The sequence below is a fragment of the Actinoplanes sp. NPDC051494 genome (assembly GCF_044454705.1).
Taxonomy (GTDB): domain Bacteria; phylum Actinomycetota; class Actinomycetes; order Mycobacteriales; family Micromonosporaceae; genus Actinoplanes.
On sequence record NZ_JBITDZ010000001.1, the window covers coordinates 920,030 to 931,869 of the forward strand.

Consider the following 11,840-nt stretch of genomic DNA (forward strand, 5'->3'; position numbering starts at 1 on the left):
ACCGGCCGGTCGCCGGGATCCGGCTCGCGACAAGGCGCCTCTGGGCCAGGGTGGCCGCTGGCGACAAAGGCCAGCTCAGCGACCTGGCGCCGCCGTGGCTTCCTGGGCCAGGCAGCTGGGTGCCTCCCCGGTCCACAGTGGCCCGGCAGTACTGGCCGCCACGTGCTCGGCGTACAGGCTCGCCCTGGCCGAGATGACGGTGAGGCTCTCGTTCAGCCTGGCCATCTCGGCGCGGAAGCGGATCTCGTACGCGCTCAACAGCTCGAGCCGCTCCAGCTCGTTGCCCGGCCCGGCGGCGACCGGTTCGGCGTACCGGGTGCACAGCAGGATCCAGTCGACGTCGAAGGCCGAGTAGCGGCGCCGCCCGCCGGCAGTCCCTCGCGCTCGTAGAACCGAAGCGCGTGGACGCTGTCGGTGGTGGGCGGGTAGTCCGTCAGGCCGCGGCGAAGGACTGGGGCAGGGCGCCGGTTTCCCAGAGGTGGTCGAGGTGGGCGAGGAAGCCCACCAGACTGCGTTCGAGGTCCCGGCGCTCGACCGCGTTCAGGGTGGCCAGCGGGTCGGAGAAGACCAGGCCTTCGGGGTGCTTGGCCCGGGTGCCGACGAACTTGTGGCACGAGGTGCACCAGACGTAGCTGACCAGCGTGGGGCGGCGGGCGTTCTCCGGGGCCGTCACGTAGGCGCGGACGCCGCGGTCGCCGCACGCCGGGCACTCCCGCTCGCCGGGGGCGAGGAAGAAGCTCTCACCCTGGGCCAGGGCGGTGACCTCGGTGCCGGTGAAACTGCTCCACTCCATCAGGCCGCGTCCAGGGCCGTGGTGAGGTCGGCCAGCAGGTCGGCGGTGTCCTCGATGCCGCAGGACAGGCGCAGGAAGCCGGGCGGGGTGCTGTCGCCCCACTGGGCGCGGCGGTCGGCCGTGGTGTGCAGGCCGCCGAACGACGTGGCCGCGAAGACCAGCTCGGAGGCTTGCAGGAAGCGGGCGACGCGCTCCGCGCTGCCCAGGTCGAAGGAGACGATGCCGGGGATGCGGCGCATCTGGACGGACGCGATCGGGTACGCGGCGTCGGTCGCCGATCCGGGCCAGCGCAGACCGGTGACGTCGGCGCGGGCGGCCAGCAGTTCGGTCACCGCCGCCGCGTTGGCGCTCTGCCGGGCGAGGCGGAGATCGAGGGTGGCCAGGGACCGGTGGGCGAGCCAGCAGTCGAAGGCTCCCGGGACGCCGCCGGTCTGGGAGCGCCAGGTGGTGATCCGGGTCAGCAGGTCGGCGTCGGTGGTGGCGACGTAGCCGAGCAGGACGTCGGAGTGGCCGGTCAGGGCCTTGGTCCCGGAGGCCACCACGATGTCGGCGCCGAGGCTCAGCGGCCGCTGGCCGAGCGGGGTGGCGGTGGTGTTGTCGACCGCCACGAGCGCTCCGGCGGCGTGCGCGGCGGCGGCGACCGCGGGCAGGTCGCAGACGTCCAGGCCGGGGTTGGCCGGGGTTTCGAGCAGGACCAGGCGGACCCCTTCGAACGACGGGTACGGACCAGCGGTCGGCACGAGCACCGTCTGCACCCCGAGGCCGGCCAGGGTGCCCTCGGCGAACTGGCGGACGGTGAAGTAGCCGTCGGACGGCAGCGCCACGGTGTCACCGCTGCGCAGGACCGACAGCAGCAGGGCGGTGATGGCGGCCTGCCCGGTCGCGAACGCGCGGACGGTGCCGCCTTCCAGTTCGCCGATCGCCGCTTCGAGGGCCCGGCGGGTGGGGTTGTCGGGGCGGCCGTAACCGTTCTCGGTGGGCCCGGTGACCGGGTCGAGGTGGTACGGGGCGGCCAGCACCGGGCCGGGCAGGAACGGTTGTCCCGGCACCGGCTCGGGCAGTCCGGCGTGCACGACCAGCGTGCCGTCTCCCTTGTCGCTCATTCTGGCTTCATCTCCCGGCCCATCAGCAGTTTGACCGCGACCCGGGGGTCGACGCCCTCGTGGCACACCCGCTCGACCTGTTCGGTGATCGGCATCTCGACGCCGTTCGCACGGGCCAGGTCGCGGATCGCGAGGCAGCTCTTGACGCCCTCGGCGGTCTGGCGGGTGGCGCGCTGGGCCTCCTCGAGCGATTCGCCGCGGCCGAGGTGCTCGCCGAACTTGTGGTTGCGCGACAGCGGTGACGAACAGGTCGCCACCAGGTCGCCCAGACCGGCGAGACCGGCGAACGTCATCGGATCGGCACCCAGTGCCGCCCCGAGGCGGGTCGTCTCGGCCAGGCCGCGGGTGATCAGCGACGCTTTCGTGTTGTCCCCCATGCCCATCGCCGAGGCCATGCCGTACGCGAGCGCGATGACGTTCTTGACGGCGCCGCCGATCTCGCAGCCGATGACGTCGTCGCTGGTGTACGGGCGCAGGTAGGGCAGGGCGACAGCCTGTTGCACCTGCTGGGCGCGGGCCGGGTCGGTGCCGGCGATCACGGTCGCGGCGGGCTGCTCGGCGGCGATCTCGGGGGCCAGGTTGGGGCCGGAGACGACGACGACCCGGTCCGCGGCGACGCCGGCGGTCTCCACGATGACCTGGCTCATCCGCTTGGTGGTGCCGAGCTCGATGCCTTTCATCAGCGAGATGAGGGTGGCGTCGGCGGGCAGGTGCGGGGCCCAGTCGGCGAGGTTGCCGCGCAGGGTCTGCGACGGCACGGCGAGGAAGACCATGTCGGCGCCGGCGACGGCCTCGGCGAGGTCGCTGGTGGCGGTGACCCGGTCGGGCAGTTTCACGCCGGGCAGGGAGCTCTCGTTGACGTGCTGCGCGCGGATGGCGGCGGCCACCGGCTCGCGGCGTGCCCACATGGTCACGTCGGACCCGGCCTCGGCCAGGATCTTGGCGAAAGCCGTCCCCCAGGCCCCGGACCCGATCATCGCCGCACGCGTCATGCTGAATCTCCCATTGGCATGCCCTTCTGGCCCTCACGGTCACGGCCGTCGACCGCCCGCAGTGAGAAAAGTTCGGTGCAGGCGGTCATGCCGAATCCCCCATTGGCATGCCCTTCTGGCCCTCACGGTCACGGCCGTCGACCGCCCGCGGTGAGAAAAGTTCGGTGCAGGCGGTCATGCCGGCTGCTCCGTTTCTGAAGTGGTGCCGCTGGCGCCGTCGGCGCGGCGGGTGGGCAGGGAGTAGAACGCGGCGGGGGCCGGTTCGTCGCGCAGGTCGGCGAGGAGGTCGCGGCCGGCCAGCTGGATGGCCTCGGTCATCTGGGCGAGGACGGTGCGGCTCGGGGCGTGGCCGAGCCAGCGGCTCAGGTCGACCGGTTTGCCGGCGGCCACGCTGATCGGGCGGCGGGGGCGCAGCGAGACCTTGTTGGTACGGACGTCGTGGATGCCCTGGGTGCCCCAGGTCGCCATCGGGATGACCGGGGCGCCGGTGACCAGGGCGAGCCGGGCGGCCCCGGTCTTGCCGGTCATCGGCCAGAGGTCGGGGTCGCGGGTGGTGGTGCCCTCGGGATAGATGATCACGGCGGCGCCCTGGTGGATCGCGTCGACGAGGGTGTCCAGCGACCGGGCGGCCTCCACGCTGCCGCGGACGACCGGGATCTGCCAGGTCCGGGTGAGCAGGAAGCCGATCACCGGGATCTTCCAGATGCTGGCCTTGGCGAGGAACCGGGGCCAGCGCCCGGCCCGGTAGACGTAGTAGGCGACCGGGAGGGGGTCGAACTGGGACATGTGGTTGGGCGTGATGATGACGCCGCCGCCGGCGGGCACGTTCTCGATGCCGCGCCAGGTGCGCCTGGTCAAGATCCACAGCGTCGGCACGACCAGCCAGACCGACAATCGGCGCCAGAATCCGAGCTTGCGTCGCCCCACAGCTACTCCCTCTTCCCCCACACCTGCGACGAAATCATGCCTGGTCCCGATCGCGCCAACCAGGGTAGGCCCACCGGCGCGGCCCGGGGAGGGACCGGCCGGGCGGCGATGCCCGGGCGCCGGCGAGGGGCGGGTGCCGCCGGACCGGTGGCAGGATTGGCGGCGTGTCAGCATCGGACTGGACGGTGGCCGTACCCGTCAAGCGTCTCAGTGCGGCCAAGAGCCGCCTGCGGGGAGCCGTGTCCGATGCCGTTCACGAGGAGCTGGTGCTCGCGATGGTGCGTGACACCGTCACCGCCATCGGTTCCTGTGAGCAGGTCGGCGAGGTGATGGTGGTCACCGATGACTCCCGGGTCGCCGCCGCGGTGGACGCGCTGGGTGCCCGGGTGGTGCCCGATCCGGGCGGTGGCCTGAACGCGGCCATGCGGTTCGGCGCCGACACCGTCGCCGGTCCGGGCCGGCCGCGGGCGGTGCTCACCGGTGACCTCCCGGCGCTGCGGCCGGCCGAGCTCGGCGCGGCGCTGCTGGCCACCGGGCCGGGCCGCGGTTTCGTCGCGGACGCCGCCGGCACCGGGACGGTCCTGCTCGCCGCCGGCACCTCCTGCGCGCTCGACCCGCACTTCGGGCCGGGGTCCGCGGCGGCGCATGCCGCGTCGGGCGCCCTGGCCCTGATCGGCGACTGGCCGGGCCTGCGGCACGACGTGGACACCGCGGCCGACCTGCGGGCGGTGCTGGCGATCGGCGCCGGGGAGCACACCTGCGGATTGCTGCGTGATATCGGACTCATCGCGCAGTGTGACGCCAGCCGGGTGAGCACGGCCCGGCCCCGGTAGCGTCTGGGGTATGCAGGGCACGATCGCCACATTCGATCCCCAGACCCATTCGGGCACGTTGCTGCTCGACGACGGCACCCTGATGATCTTTCCGGCCGAGGCGTTCCGGGATTCCGGGCTCCGGCTGCTGCGGCTCGGTCAGCGGGTCGACGTCGCCACCACGACGGACGGTCATGTGACCAAGGTCCAACTTCCCGGAATCTCATGAGCCGTGTTCATTTCCCGTTCACCCCGGACGGGCAATGATGGTGGAATGACCACCCCGCCCCCGCTCCCCGCCTCTCGTCGACGTGGCCCCAACGGGAGATTCCTCCCGCGGGGGGAGCAATCCGGCATGGTGGAGCAAAGGCCCGATCCCGTTACCGAGCTCCCGGATCTCCCGGAGCACCAGGAGGACGCACGCGTGGAGCTGCCCGACGATCGCTTCCTCAACCGGGAGCTTTCCTGGCTCGACTTCAACGCCCGGGTGCTCGCCCTGGCCGAGGACCCGGGCACCCATCTGCTGGAGCGGGCCAAGTTCCTCGCCATCTTCGCGAGCAACCTGGACGAGTTCTACATGGTGCGGGTCGCCGGGCTGAAGCGCCGCCTCAAGGCCGGCCTGCCGATGCGCGGCGGCGACCGGGTCTCGCTGCGCGCCCAGATCGAGATGATCACCGAACGGGCGGCCGACCTGGTCACCCGGCACTCCGCGTGCTTCGGCGAGGAGGTCCGGCCCAAGCTGGTCGCCGAGGGCATCGAGCTGGTCGGCTGGACGGATCTGAACGCCCCCGAGATGGAACGGCTGCGCACGTACTTCCGGGAGAAGGTCTTCCCGGTGCTGACGCCGCTGGCCGTGGACCCGGCGCACCCGTTCCCGTACATCTCGAACCGGTCGCTGAACCTGGCCGTGGTGCTTCGGGACCCGGCCGACAGCAGCGGGGAGCTGTTCGCCCGCATCAAGGTGCCGAACAACGTGCCGCGGTTCGTGACGGTGCAGAACGACAGCCGTGGCGTGCGCTTCCTGCCGGTCGAGGAGCTCATCGCCGTACACCTCGATCAGCTCTTCTCGGGCATGAAGATCCTGGAGTGGCACCTGTTCCGGGTGACCCGCAACGCCGAGCTGGAGGTCGACGAGGACCGCGACGAGGACCTGCTGCAGGCGCTGGAACGCGAGCTGGCGCAGCGGCGCTTCGGCCCGCCGGTGCGCCTGGAGGTCGCCGCGTCGATCAGCGACCACGTCCTCGACCTGCTCGCCCGTGAGCTCGACATGAACGACGAGGACGTGCTGCGCGTCCCGGGTCTGCTCGACCTGTCGGCGCTGTGGCAGGTCTACGGCGAGTGCGACCGCGACGATCTCAAGGAACGCCCGTTCGTCCCGGCGACCCACCCGCAGCTGGCCGACGGCGAGGTGCCGCGCAGCGTCTTCAACCGGCTCCGTGAGGCCGACATCCTGGTGCACCATCCCTACCACTCGTTCTCGACGAGCGTGCAGCGCTTCATCGAGCAGGCCGCCGCCGACCCGAACGTGCTGGCCATCAAGCAGACGCTGTACCGCACCAGCGGTGATTCCCCGATCGTCGACGCGCTGGTCGACGCCGCCGCCGCCGGCAAGCAGGTGGTGGTGCTGGTGGAGGTCAAGGCCCGCTTCGACGAGGTCGCCAACATCGGCTGGGCGCGCACCCTGGAACGGGCCGGCTGCCACGTCGTCTACGGCCTGGTCGGCCTGAAGACGCACTGCAAGACCGCCCTGGTGGTACGCCAGGAGGGCAACCAGATCCGGCGTTACTGCCACATCGGCACGGGCAACTACCACCCCAAGACCGCCCGGCTGTACGAGGACTTCGGCATGCTCACCGCCGATCCTGAGGTCGGTGCCGACGTCACGGACCTGTTCAACGTGCTCACCGGGTACAGCCGGCAGACCGCGTTCCGCCGCCTGCTGGTCGCGCCGCACGGCGTCCGCAAGGGGCTGATCGAGCGTATCGAGGAGCAGGCCCGCATCGCCCGCGACGGCGGCGACGGCCTGGTGCAGTTCAAGGTGAACTCCCTGGTCGACGAGGAGACCATCGACGCGCTCTACCGGGCCTCGCAGGACGGCGTCCGGATCGACCTGGTGATCCGGGGCATGTGCGCGCTGCGGCCGGGTGTGCCCGGGCTCTCCGAGAACATCCGGGTCCGCTCGATCGTCGGCCGGTTCCTGGAGCACTCCCGGGTCTTCCGGTTCGGTGCCGGCGACGACGGCGAGTACTGGATCGGCTCCGCCGACCTCATGCACCGCAACCTGGACCGCCGGGTCGAGGCGCTGGTCCGGGTCACCCTGCCGTCCGCTCAGGACGACCTGCGCAATGTGCTGGACCTGTCGATGAACGACGACAGCGAGGGCTGGGACCTGGCCGGCGACGGCACCTGGCACCGGCGCAGCTCCACCCCGGCCGACCCGCACGTGCACCTGCAGGAGGCCCTGCTGCGCCGGACCATCGGCAAGGCCGTGATCCGGTGACCCAGCCTGTTCGCGCGGCCGGTGGCGTGGTCTGGCGGCCGGCGGGTGACGGTGTCGAGATCTGCGTCGTGCACCGGCCGTACCTCTCGGACTGGAGCCTGCCCAAGGGCAAGCTCGACGGGGCCGAGCACACGCTCGCCGCCGCCGTCCGGGAGGTCCTCGAGGAGACCGGGGTCCGGGCCGAGCCGCAGATGCGGTTGCCCGGCCTCGCCTACCGGATGCCCAGCGGCGTACCCAAGACCGTTGACTTCTGGTTGATGCGGGCCGGCGACGGGCCGCACGGCGCACCGCAGGACCCCTCGGAGGTCGACGAGGTGCTCTGGCTGTCGCCGGCCGACGCGGTGGACCGCCTGTCGTACCCGGACGACAGGAACCTCGTCGAGCACGTGGCGACCCTGCCGCCGGTGACCGGGGTGACCCTGCTGATCCGGCACGCCCACGCCGGCAAACGCAAGGATTTCACGGGCGACGACGCGCTGCGGCCGGTCGACAAGCGCGGCCGGGCCCAGGCCGCGACCGTCGCCACCGTCGCCACGGCGTTCGCCCCCTTGCAGCTGGTCGCGGCCACGCCGCTGCGGTGCCGGCAGACCCTCGAACCGCTCGCGGCCCGGCTGGGCGACGCGTCGATCGTGGCGGATTCCGCGTTCTCCGAACCAGCCGAGGGTGAGGAGACCCCCGAACGCGTCAAGGTGGCCGTCGACCGGCTCCTCGAGCTACGCTCCGGCCCGCGGACGGCGATCTGCAGCCAGGGCAAGGTGATCCCGGGGATCCTGGCGCTGCTCGACGGTGCCGACGACCCCACGCCGTACAAGACGGCCAAGGGTGACGGATGGGTCCTGTCCTGGTCGGGCGAGCAGCTCGCGGCGCTCAGCCGGATCTGAGCCCGTTCACCGCCCGCCGCCGGTCCGCTGGCGGGCGGGCGGCCGGGGCGACGGGGCCGGCAGCGGGTCCACCCGCCAGAAACCGATCAGGTCACCGGTGAGCCAGCGGGCCCGCCACATCTCGTCGTCGCGGGGTTCCCAGTCCCGCAACGGGAACAACGCCACCCGCCACGCCAGCACGCTGGTCAGGTACCAGCCGTAGAACGGCACCAGGCCCAGCACGGCGTCCCGGCGGCGGTACGACCCGTACGGCGCCAGCACCAGCACCGCCAGGCCGGACAGTGAGCACGTGACCAGCCAGTCCAGCAGCGGCTGCCCGGTCCAGCGTTCGACCGCGTCGCCGAGCGTCCAGGCCGGTATCACCGCGACGGCGAAGACCAGGACCGCGATCAGCGCGCGGGCGACCAGCCCGCGGGCCCGTTCGGTGGGGATTCTGCGCTCCATGCTGCGGACCGTAGGCTCAGCGGCCCGTACAGCGCCGGAACACGCGAAAGGCGTCCACCCTTAGGGTGGACGCCTTTCGTCGCTCATAAGGCCGCCTCGGCGGCCCTACAGGCCACTGGTGCCGTGGCCTCGGCGGTTCAGCGGACCGCTCCGGCCGTACGGGTCAGCGGGTCTTGCGGGCCGCGGTCGTGCGCGCGGTCGTGGACTTCTTGGCCGGAGCCGCCTCGGCGGCCGCCGTGGTCTTACGGGCGGTGGCCTTCTTGGCCGGAGCCGCCTTCGTGGCCGCCGACTTGGTGGCGGTGGCCTTCTTGGCAGGCGCGGACTTGGTCGCCGCGGCCTTGGTGGCGGTGGCCTTCGTAGCGGTCGCCTTGGTGGCCGTCTTGGCCGGCGCGCTCTTGGCGGCCGTGCTCTTGGTGGCCGGGGCGGCCTTGGTCGCCGTCGCCTTGGTCGCCGCGGTCTTCTTGGCCGCGGTGGCCTTGGTGGCGGTGGCCTTGGTCGCCGCCGGGGCGGCCTTGGTGGCGGTCGCCTTGGTGGCCGCGGCCTTCGTGGCGGTCGCCTTGGTCGCGGTCGCCTTCGTGGCAGCCGTCTTCGTGGCGGTGGCCTTGGTGGCGGTCGCCTTCGTGGCAGCCGTCTTGGTGGCGGTCGCCTTGGCCGGGGTGGCCTTGGCGCCGGCGAGCTTCTTGGCGGCCGCCGTCTTGGTCGCCGCCGGAGTCGCGGTGCCGGCGGTGGCCTTCGCCGCCGCCGTCTTGGTCGCCGTCGCCTTGGCCGGAGCGGCCTTGGTCGCGGTGGTGGTCTTCGCCGCCGTGGTGGTCTTCTTCGCGGCGGGGGCCTTGGCCACCTTGCCGCTGGCGACCATCTCCCGGAAACCCGTACCGGGCTTGAAAGCGGGGACGGACGTCTTCTTCACCTTGACTGGTTCACCGGTGCGTGGATTCCTCGCGGTACGCGCATTGCGCGCCCGCTTCTCGAACACACCGAAACCGGTAATGGCAACACGGTCGCCCTTGGTGACGGCGGTCTGCACCTCACTGATGACCGCATCCAGCGCCGCTGTCGCCGTCTTCCGGTCCCCCAGTCGGGCGGCGAGCGCCTCAATGAGCTCGGCCTTGTTCACGGTATTCCTCCCGAACGTGAGAACTGGCCCAATGCGAGCCATTCTGCGCGCACCGTATGCCCCCTGACCAGCAGACACAAACATTCGCTCGAAAAAATTCGTTGTGTCGCAACGGATTTCGCCCCCACCGGCGAACCGGTAGGGGCGAGAATCCCTTTGCTGGAACGGTTTTGCGCTCAGACGACGACCGGCTTGTAAGCCGGGCGACTCTTCTCGTACGTGGTGATCGTCTCTTCGTGGCGCAGGGTCAGTCCGATGTCGTCGAGGCCCTCCATCAGGCGCCAGCGACTGAAATCGTCGATCGGAAAGGACCACCCGGCGTCGTCCACGCGCACCTGACGATCGGCGAGATCCACCGTGATCCGCTTCTCCGGTTCGCTGTCGCCCAGATCCCAGAGCGCCTCGACGGCCTTCTGGTCGAGCTGGACCGGCAGCAGACCCTCCTTGAGGGCGTTGCCGCGGAAGATGTCGCCGAACCGGGCGGCGATGACCACCTTGAAACCCCAGTCCCGCAGCGCCCAGACGGCGTGCTGCCGCGAGGAGCCGGTGCCGAAGTTGGGACCGGCGACCAGGATGGTGGCCCCGGTGTGCGCGGGGTTGTTGAGCACGAACGAGGGGTCGTCGCGCCACGCGCTGAAGAGCCCGTCCTCGAATCCGGTGCGGGTGACCCGCTTCAGATAGACGGCCGGGATGATCTGGTCGGTGTCCACATCGGAACGGCGCAGCGGCATGACCGTACCGCTGTGGGTGGTGAACTTGTCCATGGCTGTTTCTCCGTGTCAGAGGTCGGCGGGGGCGGCCAGCTTGCCCACCACGGCGGTGGCGGCGGCGACCTCGGGCGAGACCAGATGGGTACGCCCACCGCGGCCCTGCCGGCCCTCGAAGTTGCGGTTGGACGTGGAAGCGGCGCGCTGGCCGGGGCTCAGCGTGTCCGGGTTCATGCCCAGGCACATCGAGCAGCCGGCGAAGCGCCACTCGGCGCCCGCGTCGAGGAAGACCTTGTCCAGGCCTTCCTGCTCGGCGGCCTCGCGCACCTGGTAGGACCCCGGCACGATCATCATCCGGACCCCCTCGTGCACCCGGTGACCCCGGATCACCTCGGCGGCGGCCCGCAGGTCCTCGAGCCGCCCGTTGGTGCAGGAGCCCACGAACACCACGTCGACCGCGACGTCCTTGAGCGGGGTACCGGCCTCGAGACCCATGTAGTCCAGCGCGCGGCGGGCGGCGTTGCGCTCGCTCTCGTCGACGAACTCCTCCGGATCCGGCACGGCGGCGTCCAGCGCGGCACCCTGCCCCGGGTTCGTGCCCCAGGTGACGAACGGGCTGATCGCCGACGCGTCCAGGATCACCTCGGTGTCGTACTCCGCGTCCTCGTCGGTCACCAGCGAACGCCAGTAGTCGACCGCGGCGTCCCACTCCGCGCCCTTCGGCGCGTGCTCACGGCCTTTCAGGTACGCGAAAGTGGTCTCGTCCGGCGCGATCATGCCGGCCTTCGCACCCCACTCGATGGACATGTTGCAGATCGTCATCCGGCCCTCCATGGAGAGCTTGCGGATGGCCTCGCCGCGGTACTCCACGATGTGACCGTTGCCGCCGCCGGTGCCGACCTGCGTGATGAGCGCGAGGATGAGGTCCTTGGCGCTGACCCCGGGGCGCAGCTCACCGACCACCGTGACCGCCATCGTCCTCGGCTTGGACTGCGGCAGCGTCTGGGTGGCGAGCACGTGCTCGACCTCACTGGTGCCGATGCCGAACGCCAGCGCGCCGAACGCGCCGTGGGTCGCGGTGTGCGAGTCGCCGCAGACGATCGTCATACCGGGCTGGGTGACGCCGAGCTGCGGCCCGATCACGTGCACGATGCCCTGCTGCGCGTCGCCGAGCGAGCGGATCTGCACACCGAACTCGGCGCAGTTCTTGCGCAACGTCTCGATCTGGGTACGGGAGACCGTGTCCGCGATCGTCATGAGGTCGCCGCGGCGGGTGTTGAACGCCGGGTCCGCGTAACCGGTAGGGGTGTTGTGGTCCTCGGTCGCGAGCGTCAGATCAACTCGACGCACCGGCCGCCCCGCCAGGCGCAGCCCGTCGAAGGCCTGCGGGCTGGTGACTTCGTGAAGCAGGTGCAGGTCGATGTAGAGCAGATCCGGCTCACCCTCAGCACTCCGCACCACATGGTCGTCCCAAACCTTTTGGGCCAGGGTCCTCGGATTCTGAGTGACTCCCACCATCTGGACATCCTAAATTCTGGGAGGTATGTTTCGGCTTGTGGGACACAGT

The 11,840-nt window shown here is 71.2% G+C and carries 13 protein-coding genes; 5 read left to right on the plus strand and 8 right to left on the minus strand.

What is annotated here, in order from left to right:
* The first annotated feature begins 193 nt into the window (after positions 1 to 193).
* The gene (locus ACIA6A_RS04270; RefSeq protein WP_396095933.1) at positions 194 to 355 is read left to right on the plus strand and encodes a hypothetical protein; all 162 of its coding nucleotides are present in this window, start codon (positions 194 to 196) and stop codon (positions 353 to 355) included.
* A gap of 78 nt (positions 356 to 433) precedes the next feature.
* Here ACIA6A_RS04270 and ACIA6A_RS04275 read toward each other — a convergent pair whose 3' ends face one another.
* From ACIA6A_RS04275 to ACIA6A_RS04290, 4 genes are all read right to left on the minus strand, one after another.
* A complete protein-coding gene (locus tag ACIA6A_RS04275; RefSeq protein WP_396095934.1) occupies positions 434 to 793 on the minus strand; it encodes a hypothetical protein in 360 nt (119 codons plus the stop codon).
* A complete protein-coding gene (locus ACIA6A_RS04280) occupies positions 793 to 1,896 on the minus strand; it encodes a cystathionine gamma-lyase (RefSeq protein WP_396095935.1) in 1,104 nt (367 codons plus the stop codon). The genes ACIA6A_RS04275 and ACIA6A_RS04280 overlap by 1 nt, the downstream gene beginning before the upstream one ends.
* A complete protein-coding gene (locus tag ACIA6A_RS04285) occupies positions 1,893 to 2,888 on the minus strand; it encodes an NAD(P)H-dependent glycerol-3-phosphate dehydrogenase (RefSeq protein WP_396095936.1) in 996 nt (331 codons plus the stop codon). Before ACIA6A_RS04285 ends, ACIA6A_RS04280 begins: the two co-directional genes overlap by 4 nt.
* 174 nt (positions 2,889 to 3,062) lie before the next feature.
* Positions 3,063 to 3,815: a lysophospholipid acyltransferase family protein gene (locus tag ACIA6A_RS04290; RefSeq protein ID WP_396095937.1), complete on the minus strand. Its 753-nt coding sequence runs from the start codon at positions 3,813 to 3,815 to the stop codon at positions 3,063 to 3,065.
* A 164-nt stretch (positions 3,816 to 3,979) separates the two neighbouring features.
* On the opposite strand from ACIA6A_RS04290, the gene cofC reads away from it, so the two are divergent.
* The 4 genes from cofC (at position 3,980) to ACIA6A_RS04310 (ending at position 8,008) form a co-directional block, all read left to right on the plus strand.
* Positions 3,980 to 4,648, plus strand: coding sequence for a 2-phospho-L-lactate guanylyltransferase (gene cofC, locus ACIA6A_RS04295; protein ID WP_396095938.1), 669 nt, complete (start codon positions 3,980 to 3,982; stop codon positions 4,646 to 4,648).
* A gap of 10 nt (positions 4,649 to 4,658) precedes the next feature.
* Positions 4,659 to 4,856 carry a cold-shock protein gene (locus tag ACIA6A_RS04300; RefSeq protein ID WP_396095939.1) on the plus strand — a complete coding sequence of 66 codons (198 nt, stop codon included), beginning with the start codon at positions 4,659 to 4,661 and terminating at the stop codon, positions 4,854 to 4,856.
* 126 nt (positions 4,857 to 4,982) lie between these two features.
* The gene (locus ACIA6A_RS04305; RefSeq protein WP_396095940.1) at positions 4,983 to 7,127 is read left to right on the plus strand and encodes an RNA degradosome polyphosphate kinase; all 2,145 of its coding nucleotides are present in this window, start codon (positions 4,983 to 4,985) and stop codon (positions 7,125 to 7,127) included.
* Positions 7,124 to 8,008, plus strand: coding sequence for an NUDIX domain-containing protein (locus ACIA6A_RS04310; RefSeq protein ID WP_396095941.1), 885 nt, complete (start codon positions 7,124 to 7,126; stop codon positions 8,006 to 8,008). The genes ACIA6A_RS04305 and ACIA6A_RS04310 overlap by 4 nt, the downstream gene beginning before the upstream one ends.
* A gap of 6 nt (positions 8,009 to 8,014) precedes the next feature.
* On the opposite strand, the gene ACIA6A_RS04315 is transcribed toward ACIA6A_RS04310, so the two are convergent.
* The 4 genes from ACIA6A_RS04315 to leuC form a co-directional block, all read right to left on the minus strand.
* Positions 8,015 to 8,452, minus strand: a complete 438-nt coding sequence (locus tag ACIA6A_RS04315; protein WP_396095942.1) for a hypothetical protein — start codon at positions 8,450 to 8,452, stop codon at positions 8,015 to 8,017.
* Between the two features lie 163 nt (positions 8,453 to 8,615).
* Positions 8,616 to 9,566 (minus strand): HU family DNA-binding protein, encoded by a 951-nt coding sequence (locus tag ACIA6A_RS04320; RefSeq protein WP_396095943.1) that lies wholly within the window; start codon positions 9,564 to 9,566, stop codon positions 8,616 to 8,618.
* Between the two features lie 176 nt (positions 9,567 to 9,742).
* On the minus strand, positions 9,743 to 10,330 hold the full coding sequence (leuD, locus tag ACIA6A_RS04325; RefSeq protein ID WP_396095944.1) for a 3-isopropylmalate dehydratase small subunit: 588 nt from the start codon (positions 10,328 to 10,330) through the stop codon (positions 9,743 to 9,745).
* A 15-nt stretch (positions 10,331 to 10,345) separates the two neighbouring features.
* On the minus strand, positions 10,346 to 11,791 hold the full coding sequence (gene leuC / locus ACIA6A_RS04330) for a 3-isopropylmalate dehydratase large subunit (RefSeq protein WP_396095945.1): 1,446 nt from the start codon (positions 11,789 to 11,791) through the stop codon (positions 10,346 to 10,348).
* Positions 11,792 to 11,840: the final 49 nt, after the last annotated feature.

Excerpts from the sequence above, each read along its gene's own strand:
- ACIA6A_RS04285 (WP_396095936.1), bottom strand. The coding sequence starts at position 2,888 with ATGACGCGTGCGGCGATGATCGGGTCCGGGGCCTGGGGGACGGCTTTC.
- ACIA6A_RS04315 (WP_396095942.1), bottom strand. The coding sequence starts at position 8,452 with ATGGAGCGCAGAATCCCCACCGAACGGGCCCGCGGGCTGGTCGCCCGC.
- ACIA6A_RS04280 (WP_396095935.1), bottom strand. The coding sequence starts at position 1,896 with ATGAGCGACAAGGGAGACGGCACGCTGGTCGTGCACGCCGGACTGCCC.
- ACIA6A_RS04270 (WP_396095933.1), top strand. The coding sequence starts at position 194 with ATGACGGTGAGGCTCTCGTTCAGCCTGGCCATCTCGGCGCGGAAGCGG.
- ACIA6A_RS04300 (WP_396095939.1), top strand. The coding sequence starts at position 4,659 with ATGCAGGGCACGATCGCCACATTCGATCCCCAGACCCATTCGGGCACG.
- leuD (WP_396095944.1), bottom strand. The coding sequence starts at position 10,330 with ATGGACAAGTTCACCACCCACAGCGGTACGGTCATGCCGCTGCGCCGT.
- leuC (WP_396095945.1), bottom strand. The coding sequence starts at position 11,791 with ATGGTGGGAGTCACTCAGAATCCGAGGACCCTGGCCCAAAAGGTTTGG.
- ACIA6A_RS04305 (WP_396095940.1), top strand. The coding sequence starts at position 4,983 with ATGGTGGAGCAAAGGCCCGATCCCGTTACCGAGCTCCCGGATCTCCCG.
- ACIA6A_RS04275 (WP_396095934.1), bottom strand. The coding sequence starts at position 793 with ATGGAGTGGAGCAGTTTCACCGGCACCGAGGTCACCGCCCTGGCCCAG.